Raw genomic sequence first — 13,900 nt, 5'->3', positions numbered from 1 at the left:
ATGCCGCACTCACCGGGCCAGGGGTCGGCCGCGACGCAGATCGAGTGTGACACAATGGAATCCGCCGCCCATCGCGCGTGCGTGCCGCAGCGTGTGCGGTACCACGTCGATGCCGCGGCGCTCCAGTGCCGCGATCAGCTCCCGCTGCGCGGCGTCCACGATGGCCAGATCCGGCCGCACCATCAGCAGATTCATCCCGATCCAGCGCGACGACAACGGGTACGGTGTCGCACACGGCGTCTCGACCATGGGCGGGCACCACAGGTGATCCCACGCGCGCAGCGGTTCGGGCAACAGGTCGAGGTCGCGAATCCGCTCCGGATTCAACAGAACCAGGCCCTCGCGCAGCAGGCTGATCGTCGAATCGATGTGGGTGTAGGGGTAGACGCCGCGAATGGGATGGACCCGGTAGTCGCCCAGCGCGGCGAGGGTGGTGCGCAGCCAGCGGTGGCCGAGTTCGTTGCCGCTGGCCGAGACCAGGTAGAACAGGTCGGGCCCGCAGCGCAGCACGTTCGCGGCGTCGAAGGCCGGTTCGGCCTCCCCCAGCGCGACCCGGCCCGTGCCGTCGTCGGGGAACAGGTCCTCCCGCAGCTGCGGCGGCGGCGCGGCGATCCACGCCGAACCGCCGATCATGCAGCGCTGGAACAACTCTCGCAACCCCGCGAGTTCGTGCGCCCGCGCCCGCATGGGGCTGGGCGCGGCGATGACGGTCCGCCCCACCACCAGCGCGAGATCGCGCGGGCAGTAGGAGTAGAAGCCGCTGCTGCGCCAGTGCGGCGTGGCGAATTCGACGTCGTGGGCGATCGGGGCGGGCCGGTGCACCCGCACCCCGAGCTCGCTCAGCACGCGCGCCAGGCCGTCGAGATCCTCGGCGGCCTCCTCGAGCACGCGTCGCGGAAAGGCTCCCACCGCGACCCTGGCCAGGGTCGCGGCGTCGAGGTCGGGATAGAGGTTCAGCCAGGCCGACCGGTCCAGCGGCGGAATCCTGGCCCCGGCCGCGGTGCCGACGACGACGTCGAGCAGCGGGCTGAACTCGTCGTGCGAATCCGCCCGCAGGGCAACCGGATCCGTGGGTTCGACCGCGAATGCGGTGGTGAGCGTCTCGGTCATGACACGCCGCCTTCCGGATCAGCCGAGCGCCCGGACGGCGCCGCGGCGGCGGTGGGCCCGGATCGAGGAACAGGTCATCGCGCGCAGCAGCCAGCGGTCGCTGCCGTCGTAGCGCGCACGAAAGACGCTGCGGCCGTGCACGGTTCGCCGGTTGTCGGCGATGAGCAGGTCGCCCGGCAGCAGCTCGACGCCGAGGGCGGCCCGGTCCAGCGCCGCGGTCAACGCCCGCAGCGCCGCCGCGGCCTCGTGGTCGTCCGGATCGGCGGGGCGCGCGTCCGCCTCGCCGAAGCAGATCTCGGGATCGGTCGCGGGTCCGCTCAACACCGCCACCCGCTCCGCGTCGACCGCGCCGGACAGCTCGTGCGCGGTGTCGGGTTCGATCACGAACCGCGGTTCGCGCAGCACCGCGACGACCTCCGCGGCGAGATCCAACCGCCGGACCGGGGCCAGATAGGTGACCGCCCCCGGATGCCCGCGCAGGCACAGCAGGCCGAAGTAGTCGCAGCGGTCGGCGCTGAACCCGTCCTCGACGTGCCACTGCAACGGAACCGCGCTGCTCGCACCGGTTTGCGTCTCCTCGCGTCCGGGCACCGGGGTCACGTGCTGCACGAGGCGGCCCTCGTGCAGCGTCCGGAAGGTGAACGGCTCCCCCAGCGGCAGCGACGCGGCCAGCAACAGCAGCGCCGCCGCCTCCACGACGGGCATCGACCAGTCCGGGGTGACGGTGGCCGGGGTGGCGGGCAGATCCGTCAGATCCCCGCAGACCCCGCGCAGCAGCAGCGCGTTGTGTTGCGAACCGACGGCCCGGAATCGATGCAGCGCCACGATCATTCGCGGCGGCAGACTCGCGATGAGACCCGCGGCGATCTCCACCGGATCCTCGCCCGCGCACAGTTCGCAGGCCGCCCGCAGCGCCTCCGCCCACGCCACCGCGGTCTCCCGCCGGGTCAGCGTGACCACCTCGCCGGGTCCGAGCCGATCGAACGACGCGCCGCGCGCTTCGCCGCCGGCGCGCCCCGCCCTCCCGGCCGGGAAATTCCGGTGAAAGGTGTGACGGCCGAAATTGTCGTTCATGGGGCTGTCCTTTCCGTCCGACCGCGACATCCGTCGCTGGGGACAGCTCACCGCGACCCGTGCGGCGTCCGACATCCCACCGGACAAAACGGGGGAATCGCGCCGTCTTTTCCGACTGTCCGCCGGACACCCGGACGGCGGTGCCGCACAATTGTCGTCACCCGGCGACAGGATTGCCGACGAGCGGGGAGGCACCCGACGACCATGATTCCGAACCGAGCGGTCAGTCGCGAATATCTCGCGAAGCTGACGACCCCGGCCGAATTCGGCGGCGCGCTGCGCCGAGCCCGCGAGGCCGTCGGACTTTCCATTCGCCGACTGGAGCGAAAGGCGACCGATCACGACAAGGGCGGCCCACGCCGTTTCGTCGAACTGACGAAAAACCTCATCGAGGACATGGAGAAGGGAAAACGCCTCGAGGGCAATCGCGGCGTGGCCGGGAGCGACAATCGGCTCGAGATCTACCTGTGGTGCTGCGGCGTCCCCCGCGACGATCTCCCGGCGTGGCTCGAGACCCGCCGCCGCCTGCTCGCGGCGCCCGTCCCGCCCGCGGTCGAACGCGACACCGCGCCCGACGAGGCGGCGCCGCTGCGGCCCGCGGTCAAGACCGCGCTGCGCCGCGACGTGCACACCTTCATCGGCCGCGACACCGAACTGCGCCGCCTGCTCGCCGCGGCCGACCCGGAGAACGGCACGCTGATCTACACCATCGACGGGATGCCCGGAATCGGCAAGACCGCCTTGGCGACCCGCGCCGCGCACCTGCTCGCCGACCGCTTCCCCGACGGCCGCTACTTCATCGAACTGCACGCCCACACCCCCGGCCGCACCGCCGCCGACCCCTCGGACGTGTTGGCGGGCATGCTGATCGGACTCGGCGTGGACATGCGCTACATCCCCGACACCCTCGAGGGCCGCCGCGACCTGTGGCGCGACCGGCTCACCGGCAAACGCGTCCTGCTCGTCCTCGACGACGCCCGCGACGTCGCCCAGATCGAACCCCTGCTGCCCGCGGCGCCGGAATGCCTCACCCTGGTCACCAGCCGCAGCCGCCTCATCACCCTCGACAACGCCATGCCGCTGGCCCTCGACATCCTCCAACCCGGGCCCGCCACAACGCTTTTCACCACCCTGGCCCGCCGCGCCGCCAGCGCCGACGCCGACCGCGCCGCCGCGGCCCGCATCGTGCGCCTGTGCGGCTACCTGCCGTTGGCGATCACCCTGCTGGCCGGTCGCCTGGCCCATCACCCGTCCTGGACCATCGCCGAACTCGCCGACGAGTTCGGCGCGGCGTCGGATCTGCTCGGCGAACTCGACGCCGGGTCCCGCGCCGTGCGCGCGGCGTTCGATCTGTCCTATCGGGACCTGCCGCCGCGACGGAAGCTGTTCTTCCGGCGGCTGGGCCTGCACCCCGGCGCGGATCTCGACGCACACGCCGCGGCGGCGCTGGCCGACACCGATGTGGCCACGGCCCGTTGGGAATTGGAGTCGCTCTACACCGATCACCTGCTCGACGAACCGGCCCGCGGCCGGTACCGGCTGCACGATCTGCTGCGCGAGTACAGCCGGGCGCTGGCCGCCGAGGAGGCGCCCGCCGATCGCGCCGGGGCCCAGCGGCGGCTGCTGGACTACTACCAGCACACCGCGACCGCGGCCGATCGCTGGCTGGCGCGCTGGACCCATCCCACCGCCGATCCGTACGGCGACCCGCCCGACCGAATCCCGTTGCGCGCGTTCGCGAACGAGATCGAGGCGCTGGAGTGGATGCGACTGGAACGGGAGAACCTGCTCGCCTGCCTGGACGAGACCGCCGCCCGCGATCCGGCCCGGATGATCTGTCTCACCGGCCTGCTGGCGAGTCTGCTCGACAGCGACGGCCCGTGGCCGCTGGCCCGTCAGCTGCATCGCCGCGCGGTCGAGGCCGCCCGCCGCGTCGGCGACCGGCTCGGGGAGGCCGACGCGCTCAACAACCTCGGCGCCGCGCATTGGCGGGCCGGGGACTACAACCCGGCCATCGAACGGTTCGAGGTCGCCCTCGGGCTCTACCGCGGCCTCGACAACCCGCTCGGGGAGGCCAACGCGCTCAACAACCTCGGCAATGTCCACGAGGACACCGGCGACTACTCCGGGGCGGCCCAACTGCACCAACAGGCACTGACCCTGTACCACCGGCTGGGCAACCGGCTCGGCGAGGCCAACGCGCTCAACAACCTCGGCAACGTGCGCGAGGAGACCGGCGACTATCACGAGGCCGCCGACCTGCACCGGCAGGCGCTGACCCTGTACCACCAGCTGGGTCACCGGCTCGGAAAGGCCAACGCGCTCAACAATCTCGGCATCGTCCGCACCCGCACCGGACTGCACGCCGAGGCCGTGGATCTGCATCGGCAGGCGCTGGCGCTGTATCAACGGCTCGGCAACCGCCTGGGCGCGGCGAACGCGCTCACCAATCTGGGGATCGTGCGCACCCACACCGGCCTGCACGCCGAGGCCGTCGACCTGTACCGCCAGGCGCTGGCGCTGTATCACCAGCTCGGCAACCGCCTCGGCGAGGCGAGCGTGCTCAACAATCTCGGCATCGTCCGCACCCGCACCGGACTGCACGACGAGGCGATCGAGTTGCACCGCAAGGCGTTGACGATCTATCACCAGCTCGGCAACCGGCTGGGCGAGGCGTACGCGCTCAACAACCTCGGAACCGTCTACACGCGAAGCGGTTCGCGGCTGGAGGCCATCGTCTTCCTGCGCCGCGCGCTGCTGATGTTCCGCCGGCTCGGCAATCGCCGCGGCGCCGCGGAGGTGTGCGTGGACATCGGCAAACTCCTGCTCGCCACCGGCGCGCCCGATCAGGCGCTACGCATGTTCACCGAGGCGGTGGACACCGCCCGCGAGATCGAGAGCCAGCTCGAACAGGCCCGCGCCCTCGAGGGCATCGCCCGCTCGCACGCCGCCCTGGGCGACCGCACCCACACGCGCGAGTTGCGCGAGGCGATCGAGATCTACCAGCGCCTCGGCGCGCCCGAAGCCACCTCGGCCGCAAGCTATCTCAGGTCGCTGGAATCGGATCCGCCGTCGGGGTGATCCGGCCCGACGATCTCGTCGAACAGATACCGATCCACGGCCACCCGGATCGCGCGCGCCTTGCTCAACCGCACCGCGCGACAGAACTCGTCGAGCCGTTCCCGCGTCGAGGAGTCGATGTAGACGTCCTCGACCTGCACGCACCGCGGTCGGCTCCGCCGAAATCCCTTGTCCGGCACCGTGATATCCGCGTCCCCGCGCGGCGCCCGCGCATCCCCCACGCCGTCGAAGGCGTCGAGCATCGTGATCACCGCGACCCGGATCAACTCCCCCGCCCCGACCGCGCGTTCCGCCGCCAACACCTCGATCAACGCACCGATCGCGGGCGCGAAACCCACGGTGAGCCGCGTTTCGACATCATTGTGTTTCATGGACCGCGTACCTCCCGGCGTGGGACGCAGAAGCCCCCAGGGGAGCACGGCGAATGCCTCCGAAAATCGTAGCACGCACGCCCGCGTCAGGCGGAGTGCACGGGCGTGGGCCGTCCGAGATGGGCCTCCATATCCAGGGTCGGCCGGCGAATGGCCAACCCGTCCGCCACGAACGCGGGAACGATCGTGAATCCGCAACCCCCGAGTCCCCCCAGATGCAGCACCCCGATATCCCCCGTCCTGCTGCGCGGCATCCATTCGGCTATCGTTCGCTCCGCGGCGGGCCGCAGCCCGTACCAATAGCGGTATTCCCCCTCGGCCAGCGCCGCCCCGAACATCGGAAACCGTTCGAGCACACGCTCTTTGATCTCCTCCACGGTATCGGTCACATAGCGCGGCGCCCGCGCCGGATCGGCCAATTCCGCGTACACCTCCGGTTCGGTCACCAACCGCCCCGACGCCCCGCCCAGACAGATGTGCCCGCACGCCCGATGCGGAATGCTGTAGGTGAGTTCGTGTTCCCGATCCTCGTCCATCAGCACGATCCGATCGAACGGCTCGGGCACCTTCGCCGGATCCACCAACAGCAACACCCCCAGATCCCCCTCGATCCGCTTGTCCTCCAACAGGAACTGCGCCCGATCCCCCGCCGCCACACACGCCACCTCGGCCCCGAACGCGGCGGTGATCCGCAACAGATCGTCCACATCCTCGACGTGCCGAACCTCCGGAACCACCCCGTCCAACCCACTCACCGCGCGATACAACAACGGCATCAACGCGCACGTGGAAATAATGGACCCGTCATCCACCCGCATCCCCCGCCGAGCAACTCGAAATCCACCGGATCCACCGCCACCGCCGCCCCCGGATGCCCCTCCGGCAACCGCTGATCCGCCGCCCGAGTCAAAAACACACTTTCGGTCCGTATGAGAAATTCGTCCAACCCCAGCTCGGACAACATCCGCCACCGCCGAAACGACCTACGAGCCCAGTCGGCAACCCTCGGGTCACCGTTGAGGAACGGCATGTGCCAGCCACAGGAGCCGAAGCTGGCGATGCGGGTGTCGTGGTGGTCGGCTATCCAGAGAATACGGACCGGTTTGGATAACTCGCGCGCGGCCGAGAACAATCGGTAAACGACCTGATGTCCGCTGATGCCGTGACCGACCACGACCGCTCTGCCCGTCCGCAGTGCCGTTTCGGTGAAGGTCTCCGGCTCGAAAGCTTCGAGTTTGCTGGAGTTGAGGTCGTTCACGGAAGCACCCTCTTCCAGATCAGGGGCCTTCGTGGTACAGGCCCTGACAACCCGAGAGTGCCGCCGCCGCGCCGCTCTGTCAAGTATCGCTCGACAAGTCTTTCCCGAGTGGTAAGCTGCGCTTGATTTCCAAACGGATCGAATTCACTTGATCATGGTCCGCCTCGTGCGGCGACCCGGAAAGGGACAGGCATGCGCGAGGTCAAGCTCCCCGCCGTGCTGAAGCGCCTCATCGACGAAGGTGAGCACAAGGGTAACCGTCGGCAGGTCTGCAACGAGCTCGGAATTACTACCGCCGCCCTGTCTCAGTACATCAACGGCCAGACGACACCGAGTTTAGAGAAGCTCATCGCCATGTCCGATCTCTTCAAGGTCTCCTTGGATTCTTTGATCTTCGGCGAGGACATCATCGCCGGGTCGAGCGGCATGCTGGAGTATGGCCCGCTGGTTCGCTACGTGGAAGCAGGACTCGCCTCCGCGCGGGCGAACATCGCCGAGGAGTCGGCCCTGGTCGCCAAGATCGGAAGCATCCTCGCGGACCAGATCGCCGCGGCCGCCCAAGCAGCGGCCAAGCGCTCCACCACGCTCTACGGGATGCTCGACAAGGCTCAGGCCCTCGAGCTCGAGCGCTACAGCCTCGCCAGCACCAACGTCACGATGGATATGGACGACATCGTCGAGGTCCGCAGCGATGTCGAGGAGGGCGTGACCGGCAGCAACTTCCTCGAGGTCGTCGCCGAGAACCTGTCGAAGAACCGGACGTATCATTTCGTTCTCTCGCCGGATATGCCCGATCAGCAAACGCTCATCGACCAATATCGAACCCTGTTGCTGCGCAAGGGTCTGAGCCGAGAGGATTTGCAACGCTGCCGCTTCAGCGTCGCTTCCGACACCTTCTATGTCGGATTCAATATTTTTGAGTTGGATGTCGAAAGTTTACGGTCACAAAGCCCTATTTTGTACCAATACATAAGGACGTTTATCGGCTCCGACAACCTGCTGGGATATATCGAAGCGCCCTCGTCGGCACTCGAGGCGAGACTGCTGATGGACACGGACCGAAGACGATTGGCAAGCAAGATCCTGGAAGGTATGCTTCCGGCGACCGAGTAGCGGCGCGAATACCATTTCGCGTCGCGGCTCATTCATGCCGACATCCATCCGACCAAAGGATTCTTACCCAATGAGCCCATTCCGCTGGACGACATGTGACGTTTCGTCCATGTTACCGCACGACTGGGAAGACCAGATTGTGCAGGTCGTCCGAAAGGACACCATCTCGCGGACCCTCGTCAGCGCTCACTCGACCTCGAGAGAGGCCACCTTACACGAGGAAATTCTTTGCGGCGGTGTCGGCGGCGAGGCCCTCTGCTCTCGATTGCCGTGGCTGCGCAAACTTTACGAGGGCCCGTTCCTGGAAATCGCACAGTCGATGACGTCGGAGCGTGTCTCCGTCATGGCGGACGAACGTTTCGCCGTGGTACTGAATGTTCAGCACAGCGGCGAACGCTACGAATGCCATGTCGATACCAACCCCATCGAAGGGCTGCTGTATTGCACGAGCCACTATCCCGGTGAAGGTGGCGAACTCGTGGTCTCCAATCGGGGCGATGTGCGTTCCATCGAGGAGATCGAGAAGGACTGCGCGGTGATCGAACCTCGCGCGGGCCAACTGGTTCTGTTCGATGCTCGCAAGCACAGCCATTACGTCCGTCCCCTCCTGAAGCCGGGAGCCATCAGAATCGTCGCGGCGATGAATTACTACACCGAGTCCGCGCCGGAGGTCGTGCGCCCGCCGGATCTGAACCGGCACCTCACCGGCCAGGATTGAACTCCGCCGACGTGACCGCCCCGGCCTCGAGGCCGGGGCCCCACCCTCGGGGAGCCACCTCACCACTCGAGGAGCGCACATCCCGCCCGATCCATTCTCACTTGGCAGAATTGCGGCCGTGCAGGCTCAACGAAGCAGTGTGATGCCTCGACGCCCCGTTGCCGCGTTGGGTGTCGGGATGGTTGCCGTGGTGGTGACCGCGGAGTTGCTGCATTGGCGGGCATCGCGGCGGTTGTTGGGGCCGGGGGTTGGTCCGGCCCGGAGCGAGGTCGTCGTCGTCCTCGGATATCCCGTCCGGCGCAACGGCCGTATGCACCCGCTCCAACGCTGGCGGTGTCGAATAGCGGTGCGGTCGTTGGATTCTCGAGTCGACGGGACACTGGTGTTCACCGGAGGGGCGGTGCGGCGGGAGCCCGCGGAGGCCGAGGTCATGGCTCGGTACGCGCGCGAGGTGCTCGGGGTGCCGGAGGGGCGGGTCGTGATCGAGACCAAGGCCGAGAGCACTTGGCAGAACATCGAGTTCACCGTGCCGATGATGGAGGGGGTGGATCGGGTGAAGATCGCGTCCGATCCGATGCACGCGGCGCGGGCACGGCGTTATCTGCGGATGCAGCGGCCGGATCTGGCGGAGCGAGTGGTGGGCGCCGCCGACTATCGGTTGCTCGAGCGGTGGTGGTTGAAGGTCCCTACCGCTGGGCACGAGGTGGCGGCGATCGTTCGGCGGCAGCTGGGGCGGTTGGTGCGGTAGTCACTCGGCCGAGGCCGAGGGTGGTTCCTCGGTGGGCGGTTGTTCGGTTCCCAGGCGGGTGGCGATGTGCTGGCGGAGGCGGTCGACCTCGCGGCGCAGCAGGCGGTTCTCGCGGGAGAGGGAGGCGATGACCGCTCCGGTGGGGTCGTTCTCGTCGGGAGCGTCGGTCTCCGCGCCCGGCCGGGCGGCGATCCGGTTGCGCAGATCCTCGATCTCCGCGCCGCAGCCGAGCAGTACCTGGGCCGCGATTCCCTCGTTCTCGTGCAGGAGTCCGAGCAGTATGTGTTCCGTACCGATGTAGTTGTGGCCCAACTGAAGTGCCTCGCGCAGCGACAGTTCGAGCACCTTCTTGGCCCGCGGGGTGAACGGGATGTGCGAGGCCGACTCCCTGGCCGCCCCGCGCCCGATGATCGCGATGATATCGCTCCGCAACCGCGGCAGCGTCACCCCGATATCCTGCAAGACCTGCGCCCCGATCCCGTCCCTCTCGTGGATCAGCCCGAGCAGCAGATGCTCGGTCCCGATGTAGTCGTGTTGCAGCGTCCGGGCCTCCTCCTGCGCCAGGACGACCACTCGACGGGCACGGTCGGTGAATCTTTCGAACATTTCGCCATTCTCCTCGCGGAGCGGGCGGTGCGGGCGAGATCGCCGGGGCCGCAACGAGTCCGGGACACAATCGCGCCGAACGCGCGAACGCGCGACGGATCAGGCTCCGATCGGGATGGCCCGCCCGGGGTGACGGCGCAGGAGATCACTCAGCCGGTCGGCGAGATCGTCGTCGTCGGCCGAGAGCGGATCCACTTGCGCGACAGGGTGATTCAGCGCGTCGAGCTGATCCGAGACGTAGGTGGGCAAGCGGTCGGCGGGCTGTTTGCGGAGATCGGCCAGCGTGCTGACGCCGGTGAGAACCAGCAGGGACGGGAGGCCGACGCGGTGGGCGCCGTCGATGTCGGTGTCCAACCGATCACCCACGACCAGCGCGTCCCGGGTGCCGGCGCGGGTGAGCGCGTCCTCGAGCAGCGGAGCGTACGGCTTACCCGCCACGATCGGCTCGAGGTCGGTGGCGGTGCGCAGCGCGGCGACCATCGAACCGTTACCGGGGGCCAGCCCGCGCTCGTTCGGCAACGTCGCATCGGTATTCGCCGCGACCCATAGCGCTCCCGCACGCAAGGCGTACGCCGCCTCGGCCAGATCCGGCCACGCCGTCGTCGGCGAATGCCCCTGAACGACCGCGTCCGGCCCTGCCCCCTCGAACCGCCGAGTGACCCGCAACCCCACCCGCTCCACCTCGGCCGCCAAATCATCGGTCCCCACAACCAACACCGAAGCCCCCGGCGCGAGCCGATCGGCCAACACATGAGCCGCCGCCTGCGCACTGGTCACCACCTCCTCGGCAGTGGCCCAATACCCGAGATCGGCAAGATGATCGGCCACCGCCCCCGCCGACCGACTGGCGTTGTTGGTGACATACATCAGCGCCTGCCCACCCGCCCCCACCGAAAGCGCTTCCGGCGCACCGGAAATCACCTCATGCCCCCGATAAAGCGTCCCATCCAGATCCAACAGCAGCGCCCCGAACCGCTCCCGCAACCGTCCCACTCAGCCCACCCGCTTCCGCTCACTACTCATCGCCAGTAGCTGAAGGCTACTTCCCCCGCAGGCCACCATCATCGCCCGCGTACCCAACACCCTCCCGCCCGACCCTCCGCCCCTACGGGATCCCCTAGGTGGACCGCCTTCGCCTCCGCGTGATCCGTGCCCGCTCACCGCGCTCCGAACTTCGGAGCCCGCCGACCCGGTCAACGGACACCAGCGCCACTCGTCACCGCCTCGCTCGGCCGCGAGTTCCTCTTCGTCGCCCGTGACCCGGCTGACTGCCACCCGCGCTACTCGTTATCCGCCAACTCGATCGACGGGCACAGGCACTACTCGTCGCCCCTTGCTCGGCCGCGAGTTCCTCTTCGTCGCCCGTGACCCGATTGGCGGCCACCGGCGCTACTCGTTGTCCGCGGCGCGGCCGAGCGCGGCGCGGGCCGCCGCGACGCCACAACTCGATCGGCGGGCACAGGCGCTACTCGTCACCGCCTTACTCGGCCGCGACTTCGTCTCTTCGTCGCCCGCCAACCTGATTGACGGCCACCGCGCTATTCGTCGTCCGCCTGCTCTGCCGCCAGCTCCTCGGCGCGTTCCTCGGCGTCGGTGTCGCCGTCGAGGTCGGCGGCCGCGGCGTTGAGGAACCATTCGAGGGCTTCGGGGTGCCGGTCGGCGGCGAGGAGGGCCTCGGCGTAGGCGTAGAACAGGCGGGCCGCGGCCGGGCCGGAGCGGGAGGGGTCGAGTTCCGGGGTTTGGAGGGTCACCACGGCCTGGTCGTACTGGCCGAGGTCCATTCGGGCGCCTGCCACCACGATCCGGAGTTCGGTGGCCTCGTCGCCGGTGAGGGCGCGGGCCTCGTCGCTGCGGCCGAGCTCGATCGCGCGTTCCGGGCGGCCGAGGCCGCGCTCGCAATCGGCCATCACGGCCAGCAGACCCGAGCCGCCCGACATGCGGCGGGCCGTCCGCAGTTCCGACAGGGCCTCGGCCCATTCGCCCGCGTGATACGCCGTCACACCGGCGGTTTCGCGAACCACGGCGATCCGGCCCGCCCGCTGTCGCGCCGCGCGGGCGTGCTCGAGCGCCGCTTCCGGATCCTCGTCGAGGAGACGGGCCGCCATCACCAGGTGACGGGCGACGGTCTCACCGTTCTTCTTGTCCAGGCTCAGCAGATCACGGCGGACGGCCGAATCGAGTTCGCTCGCCTCCACATCATCCAGGATCGGCGGCTCGTCACGTCGGTCACGGCCGGAGCGGCGATCCGCGCCGCGCTGATGGTCCTGGGCGTCGGCTGCTCCCGCGTCATCGAATCGCGTTGGGCGATCGGCGTTTTTGAGGTATTCCTGATCCTCACGGTCGGCGGAAGCGGTCGATTCGTCGTCGCGGCGCTGGCGCCGGAAACCGCGGGGCTCCGCTTCGCCCGCCGGGCCGTAGAGCTCGTTCATGTCCGCTTCCGAATCCACGGTGTCGTCGGCCGTAGTCGCCTCCGGGGCCTTCGCGTCATCCCGGTCGTCGGAACGAGCGGGCGCGTCGAACTCCAAGTCGTCGTCGAAGTCATCGGTCTCCCGCTCGTCACGGCGCTCGTCGTTACGCCGGAACCCGTCCCGCTCATCGCGCCGACGGAAGCCGCCCCGATTCGAGTCGCGGTCGAAACCGCCTCGGCCGGAACCGGATTCACCACGGTTCTGCCGGTTGTACCCACCCCTGCTGTCCTCGCCACGGAAGCCACCACGGTCGTCGTCCCGCCGGAAACCACCGCGCCCCGAACCACCACGCTCATCATCCCGACGGAACCCACCACGCCCGGAACCACCGCGGTCATCATCGCGACGGAACCCACCCCGACCCGAGCCACCTCGATCGTCATCACGTCGGAACCCGCCACGACCGGAACCACCACGCTCGTCATCACGACGGAAGCCACCACGCCCCGAGCCACCGCGGTCATCATCCCGACGGAATCCCCCACGCCCGGACCCACCGGCGTCGTCACGGCGGAATCCGGAACCACCCCGGTTCTCGTCGCGCTGGAAGCCCCCGCGGCCCGAGCCGCCACGCTCATCATCGCGCCGGAAACCGCCCCGGCCGCCACGCTCATCATCGCGGCGGAAGCCACCCCGGGATTCGTCGCGGCCATTGCTGCGCCGGAAGCCGAAGTTCTCGTTGTCGTCATTGCGCCGGAAATCGCCGCGCGGGGATCGGCGATCGTCGCCGCCGCGGAAGTTGCCACGATCATCGTCGCGCCGGAAGCCACCACGACCCTGGCCTTCATCGCGGCGATAGTCGCCGCGGCCGGAGTTCGGACGGTCGGCATCGCGGCGGTAGCCGCCACGGTCGTCGTCACGACGGAAGCCACCACGGCCGGAACCGCCGCGTTCGTCATCGCGCCGGAAACCGCCTCGGGAGGAGCCGCCGTTGTCGTCGCGGCGGAACGTGCCGCGGCGGGAGTCGTCACGGTCGGAGTCGCGGCGGGGGGATCCGGACGAGGGGCGGTTGGGGCCGCCGGAATTCTGGCCGGATCCGCTGCGGCGGAACGGCTTTCGATCGTCGTTCTGCTCCGACACGGTGATCCCTTTCTCTGCTTCTCCTCGATGCCCGGCCGCTGGGCTGCTCGCCCGCGTAGGCCGGGCCGGGGGCCCGCCTACTGAAATTCAATCACGCGGGCGGGAGCGTTCTGCTCGCCGCACCCGCAACCGGGTACAACAGGGCCCGGAACGTGGAAAAGGGGGCCCGGTGACGGGCCCCCTTCTCGGGAATATTGTTCCGGCGGTGTCCTACTCTCCCACACCCTGTCGAGTGCAGTACCATCGGCGCTGGCAGGCTTAGCTTCCGGGTTC

The 13,900-nt window shown here is 68.8% G+C and carries 11 protein-coding genes, 1 rRNA gene and 1 pseudogene; 4 read left to right on the top strand and 9 right to left on the bottom strand.

Features of this window, described 5'->3' with window-relative positions:
* Positions 1 to 9 precede the first annotated feature (9 nt).
* Together ACWDSJ_RS35080 and ACWDSJ_RS35075 are read right to left on the bottom strand one after the other, a co-directional pair.
* Positions 10 to 1,110, bottom strand: a complete 1,101-nt coding sequence (locus tag ACWDSJ_RS35080) for a scyllo-inosamine-4-phosphate amidinotransferase (protein ID WP_450037082.1) — start codon at positions 1,108 to 1,110, stop codon at positions 10 to 12.
* Between the two features lie 18 nt (positions 1,111 to 1,128).
* Positions 1,129 to 2,184, bottom strand: a complete 1,056-nt coding sequence (locus ACWDSJ_RS35075; RefSeq protein WP_450037081.1) for a TauD/TfdA family dioxygenase — start codon at positions 2,182 to 2,184, stop codon at positions 1,129 to 1,131.
* A 204-nt stretch (positions 2,185 to 2,388) separates the two neighbouring features.
* On the opposite strand from ACWDSJ_RS35075, the gene ACWDSJ_RS35070 reads away from it, so the two are divergent.
* The gene (locus tag ACWDSJ_RS35070) at positions 2,389 to 5,265 is read left to right on the top strand and encodes an ATP-binding protein (protein ID WP_450037080.1); all 2,877 of its coding nucleotides are present in this window, start codon (positions 2,389 to 2,391) and stop codon (positions 5,263 to 5,265) included.
* On the opposite strand, the gene ACWDSJ_RS35065 is transcribed toward ACWDSJ_RS35070, so the two are convergent.
* The 3 genes from ACWDSJ_RS35065 to ACWDSJ_RS35055 form a co-directional block, all read right to left on the bottom strand.
* Positions 5,226 to 5,636: a hypothetical protein gene (locus ACWDSJ_RS35065; RefSeq protein WP_387365374.1), complete on the bottom strand. Its 411-nt coding sequence runs from the start codon at positions 5,634 to 5,636 to the stop codon at positions 5,226 to 5,228. The genes ACWDSJ_RS35070 and ACWDSJ_RS35065 overlap by 40 nt on opposite strands.
* Positions 5,637 to 5,722: 86 nt before the next feature.
* Complete coding sequence (locus ACWDSJ_RS35060; protein ID WP_450037079.1) at positions 5,723 to 6,412, bottom strand: FAD-dependent oxidoreductase; 690 nt, start codon at positions 6,410 to 6,412, stop codon at positions 5,723 to 5,725.
* Positions 6,412 to 6,894 carry a hypothetical protein gene (locus ACWDSJ_RS35055; RefSeq protein ID WP_450037078.1) on the bottom strand — a complete coding sequence of 161 codons (483 nt, stop codon included), beginning with the start codon at positions 6,892 to 6,894 and terminating at the stop codon, positions 6,412 to 6,414. The genes ACWDSJ_RS35060 and ACWDSJ_RS35055 overlap by 1 nt, the downstream gene beginning before the upstream one ends.
* A gap of 192 nt (positions 6,895 to 7,086) precedes the next feature.
* Between ACWDSJ_RS35055 and ACWDSJ_RS35050 the strand changes: the two genes are divergently transcribed.
* From ACWDSJ_RS35050 to ACWDSJ_RS35040, 3 genes are all read left to right on the top strand, one after another.
* Positions 7,087 to 8,007, top strand: coding sequence for a helix-turn-helix domain-containing protein (locus tag ACWDSJ_RS35050; RefSeq protein WP_450037077.1), 921 nt, complete (start codon positions 7,087 to 7,089; stop codon positions 8,005 to 8,007).
* Between the two features lie 70 nt (positions 8,008 to 8,077).
* Positions 8,078 to 8,725, top strand: a complete 648-nt coding sequence (locus tag ACWDSJ_RS35045) for a 2OG-Fe(II) oxygenase (protein WP_450037076.1) — start codon at positions 8,078 to 8,080, stop codon at positions 8,723 to 8,725.
* Between the two features lie 142 nt (positions 8,726 to 8,867).
* Complete coding sequence (locus ACWDSJ_RS35040; RefSeq protein WP_450037122.1) at positions 8,868 to 9,473, top strand: YdcF family protein; 606 nt, start codon at positions 8,868 to 8,870, stop codon at positions 9,471 to 9,473.
* A gap of 189 nt (positions 9,474 to 9,662) precedes the next feature.
* Here the strand turns inward: ACWDSJ_RS35040 and ACWDSJ_RS35035 are convergent.
* From ACWDSJ_RS35035 to rrf, 4 genes and pseudogenes are all read right to left on the bottom strand, one after another.
* Positions 9,663 to 10,079 (bottom strand): annotated as a pseudogene (locus ACWDSJ_RS35035) (Clp protease N-terminal domain-containing protein); the annotation flags it as partial.
* Positions 10,080 to 10,178: 99 nt separating this feature from the next.
* On the bottom strand, positions 10,179 to 11,072 hold the full coding sequence (locus ACWDSJ_RS35030; protein WP_450037075.1) for an HAD-IIA family hydrolase: 894 nt from the start codon (positions 11,070 to 11,072) through the stop codon (positions 10,179 to 10,181).
* Positions 11,073 to 11,617: 545 nt separating this feature from the next.
* Positions 11,618 to 12,508, bottom strand: coding sequence for a hypothetical protein (locus ACWDSJ_RS35025; protein ID WP_450037074.1), 891 nt, complete (start codon positions 12,506 to 12,508; stop codon positions 11,618 to 11,620).
* A gap of 1,316 nt (positions 12,509 to 13,824) precedes the next feature.
* Positions 13,825 to 13,900: ribosomal RNA gene (rrf, locus tag ACWDSJ_RS35020) — 5S ribosomal RNA — on the bottom strand; the annotation flags it as partial.

This window comes from Nocardia sp. NPDC003482, assembly GCF_053588115.1.
The sequence above is the reverse complement of the archived record's forward strand: the minus strand, read 5'-3'. Positions and strand labels throughout refer to the sequence as shown.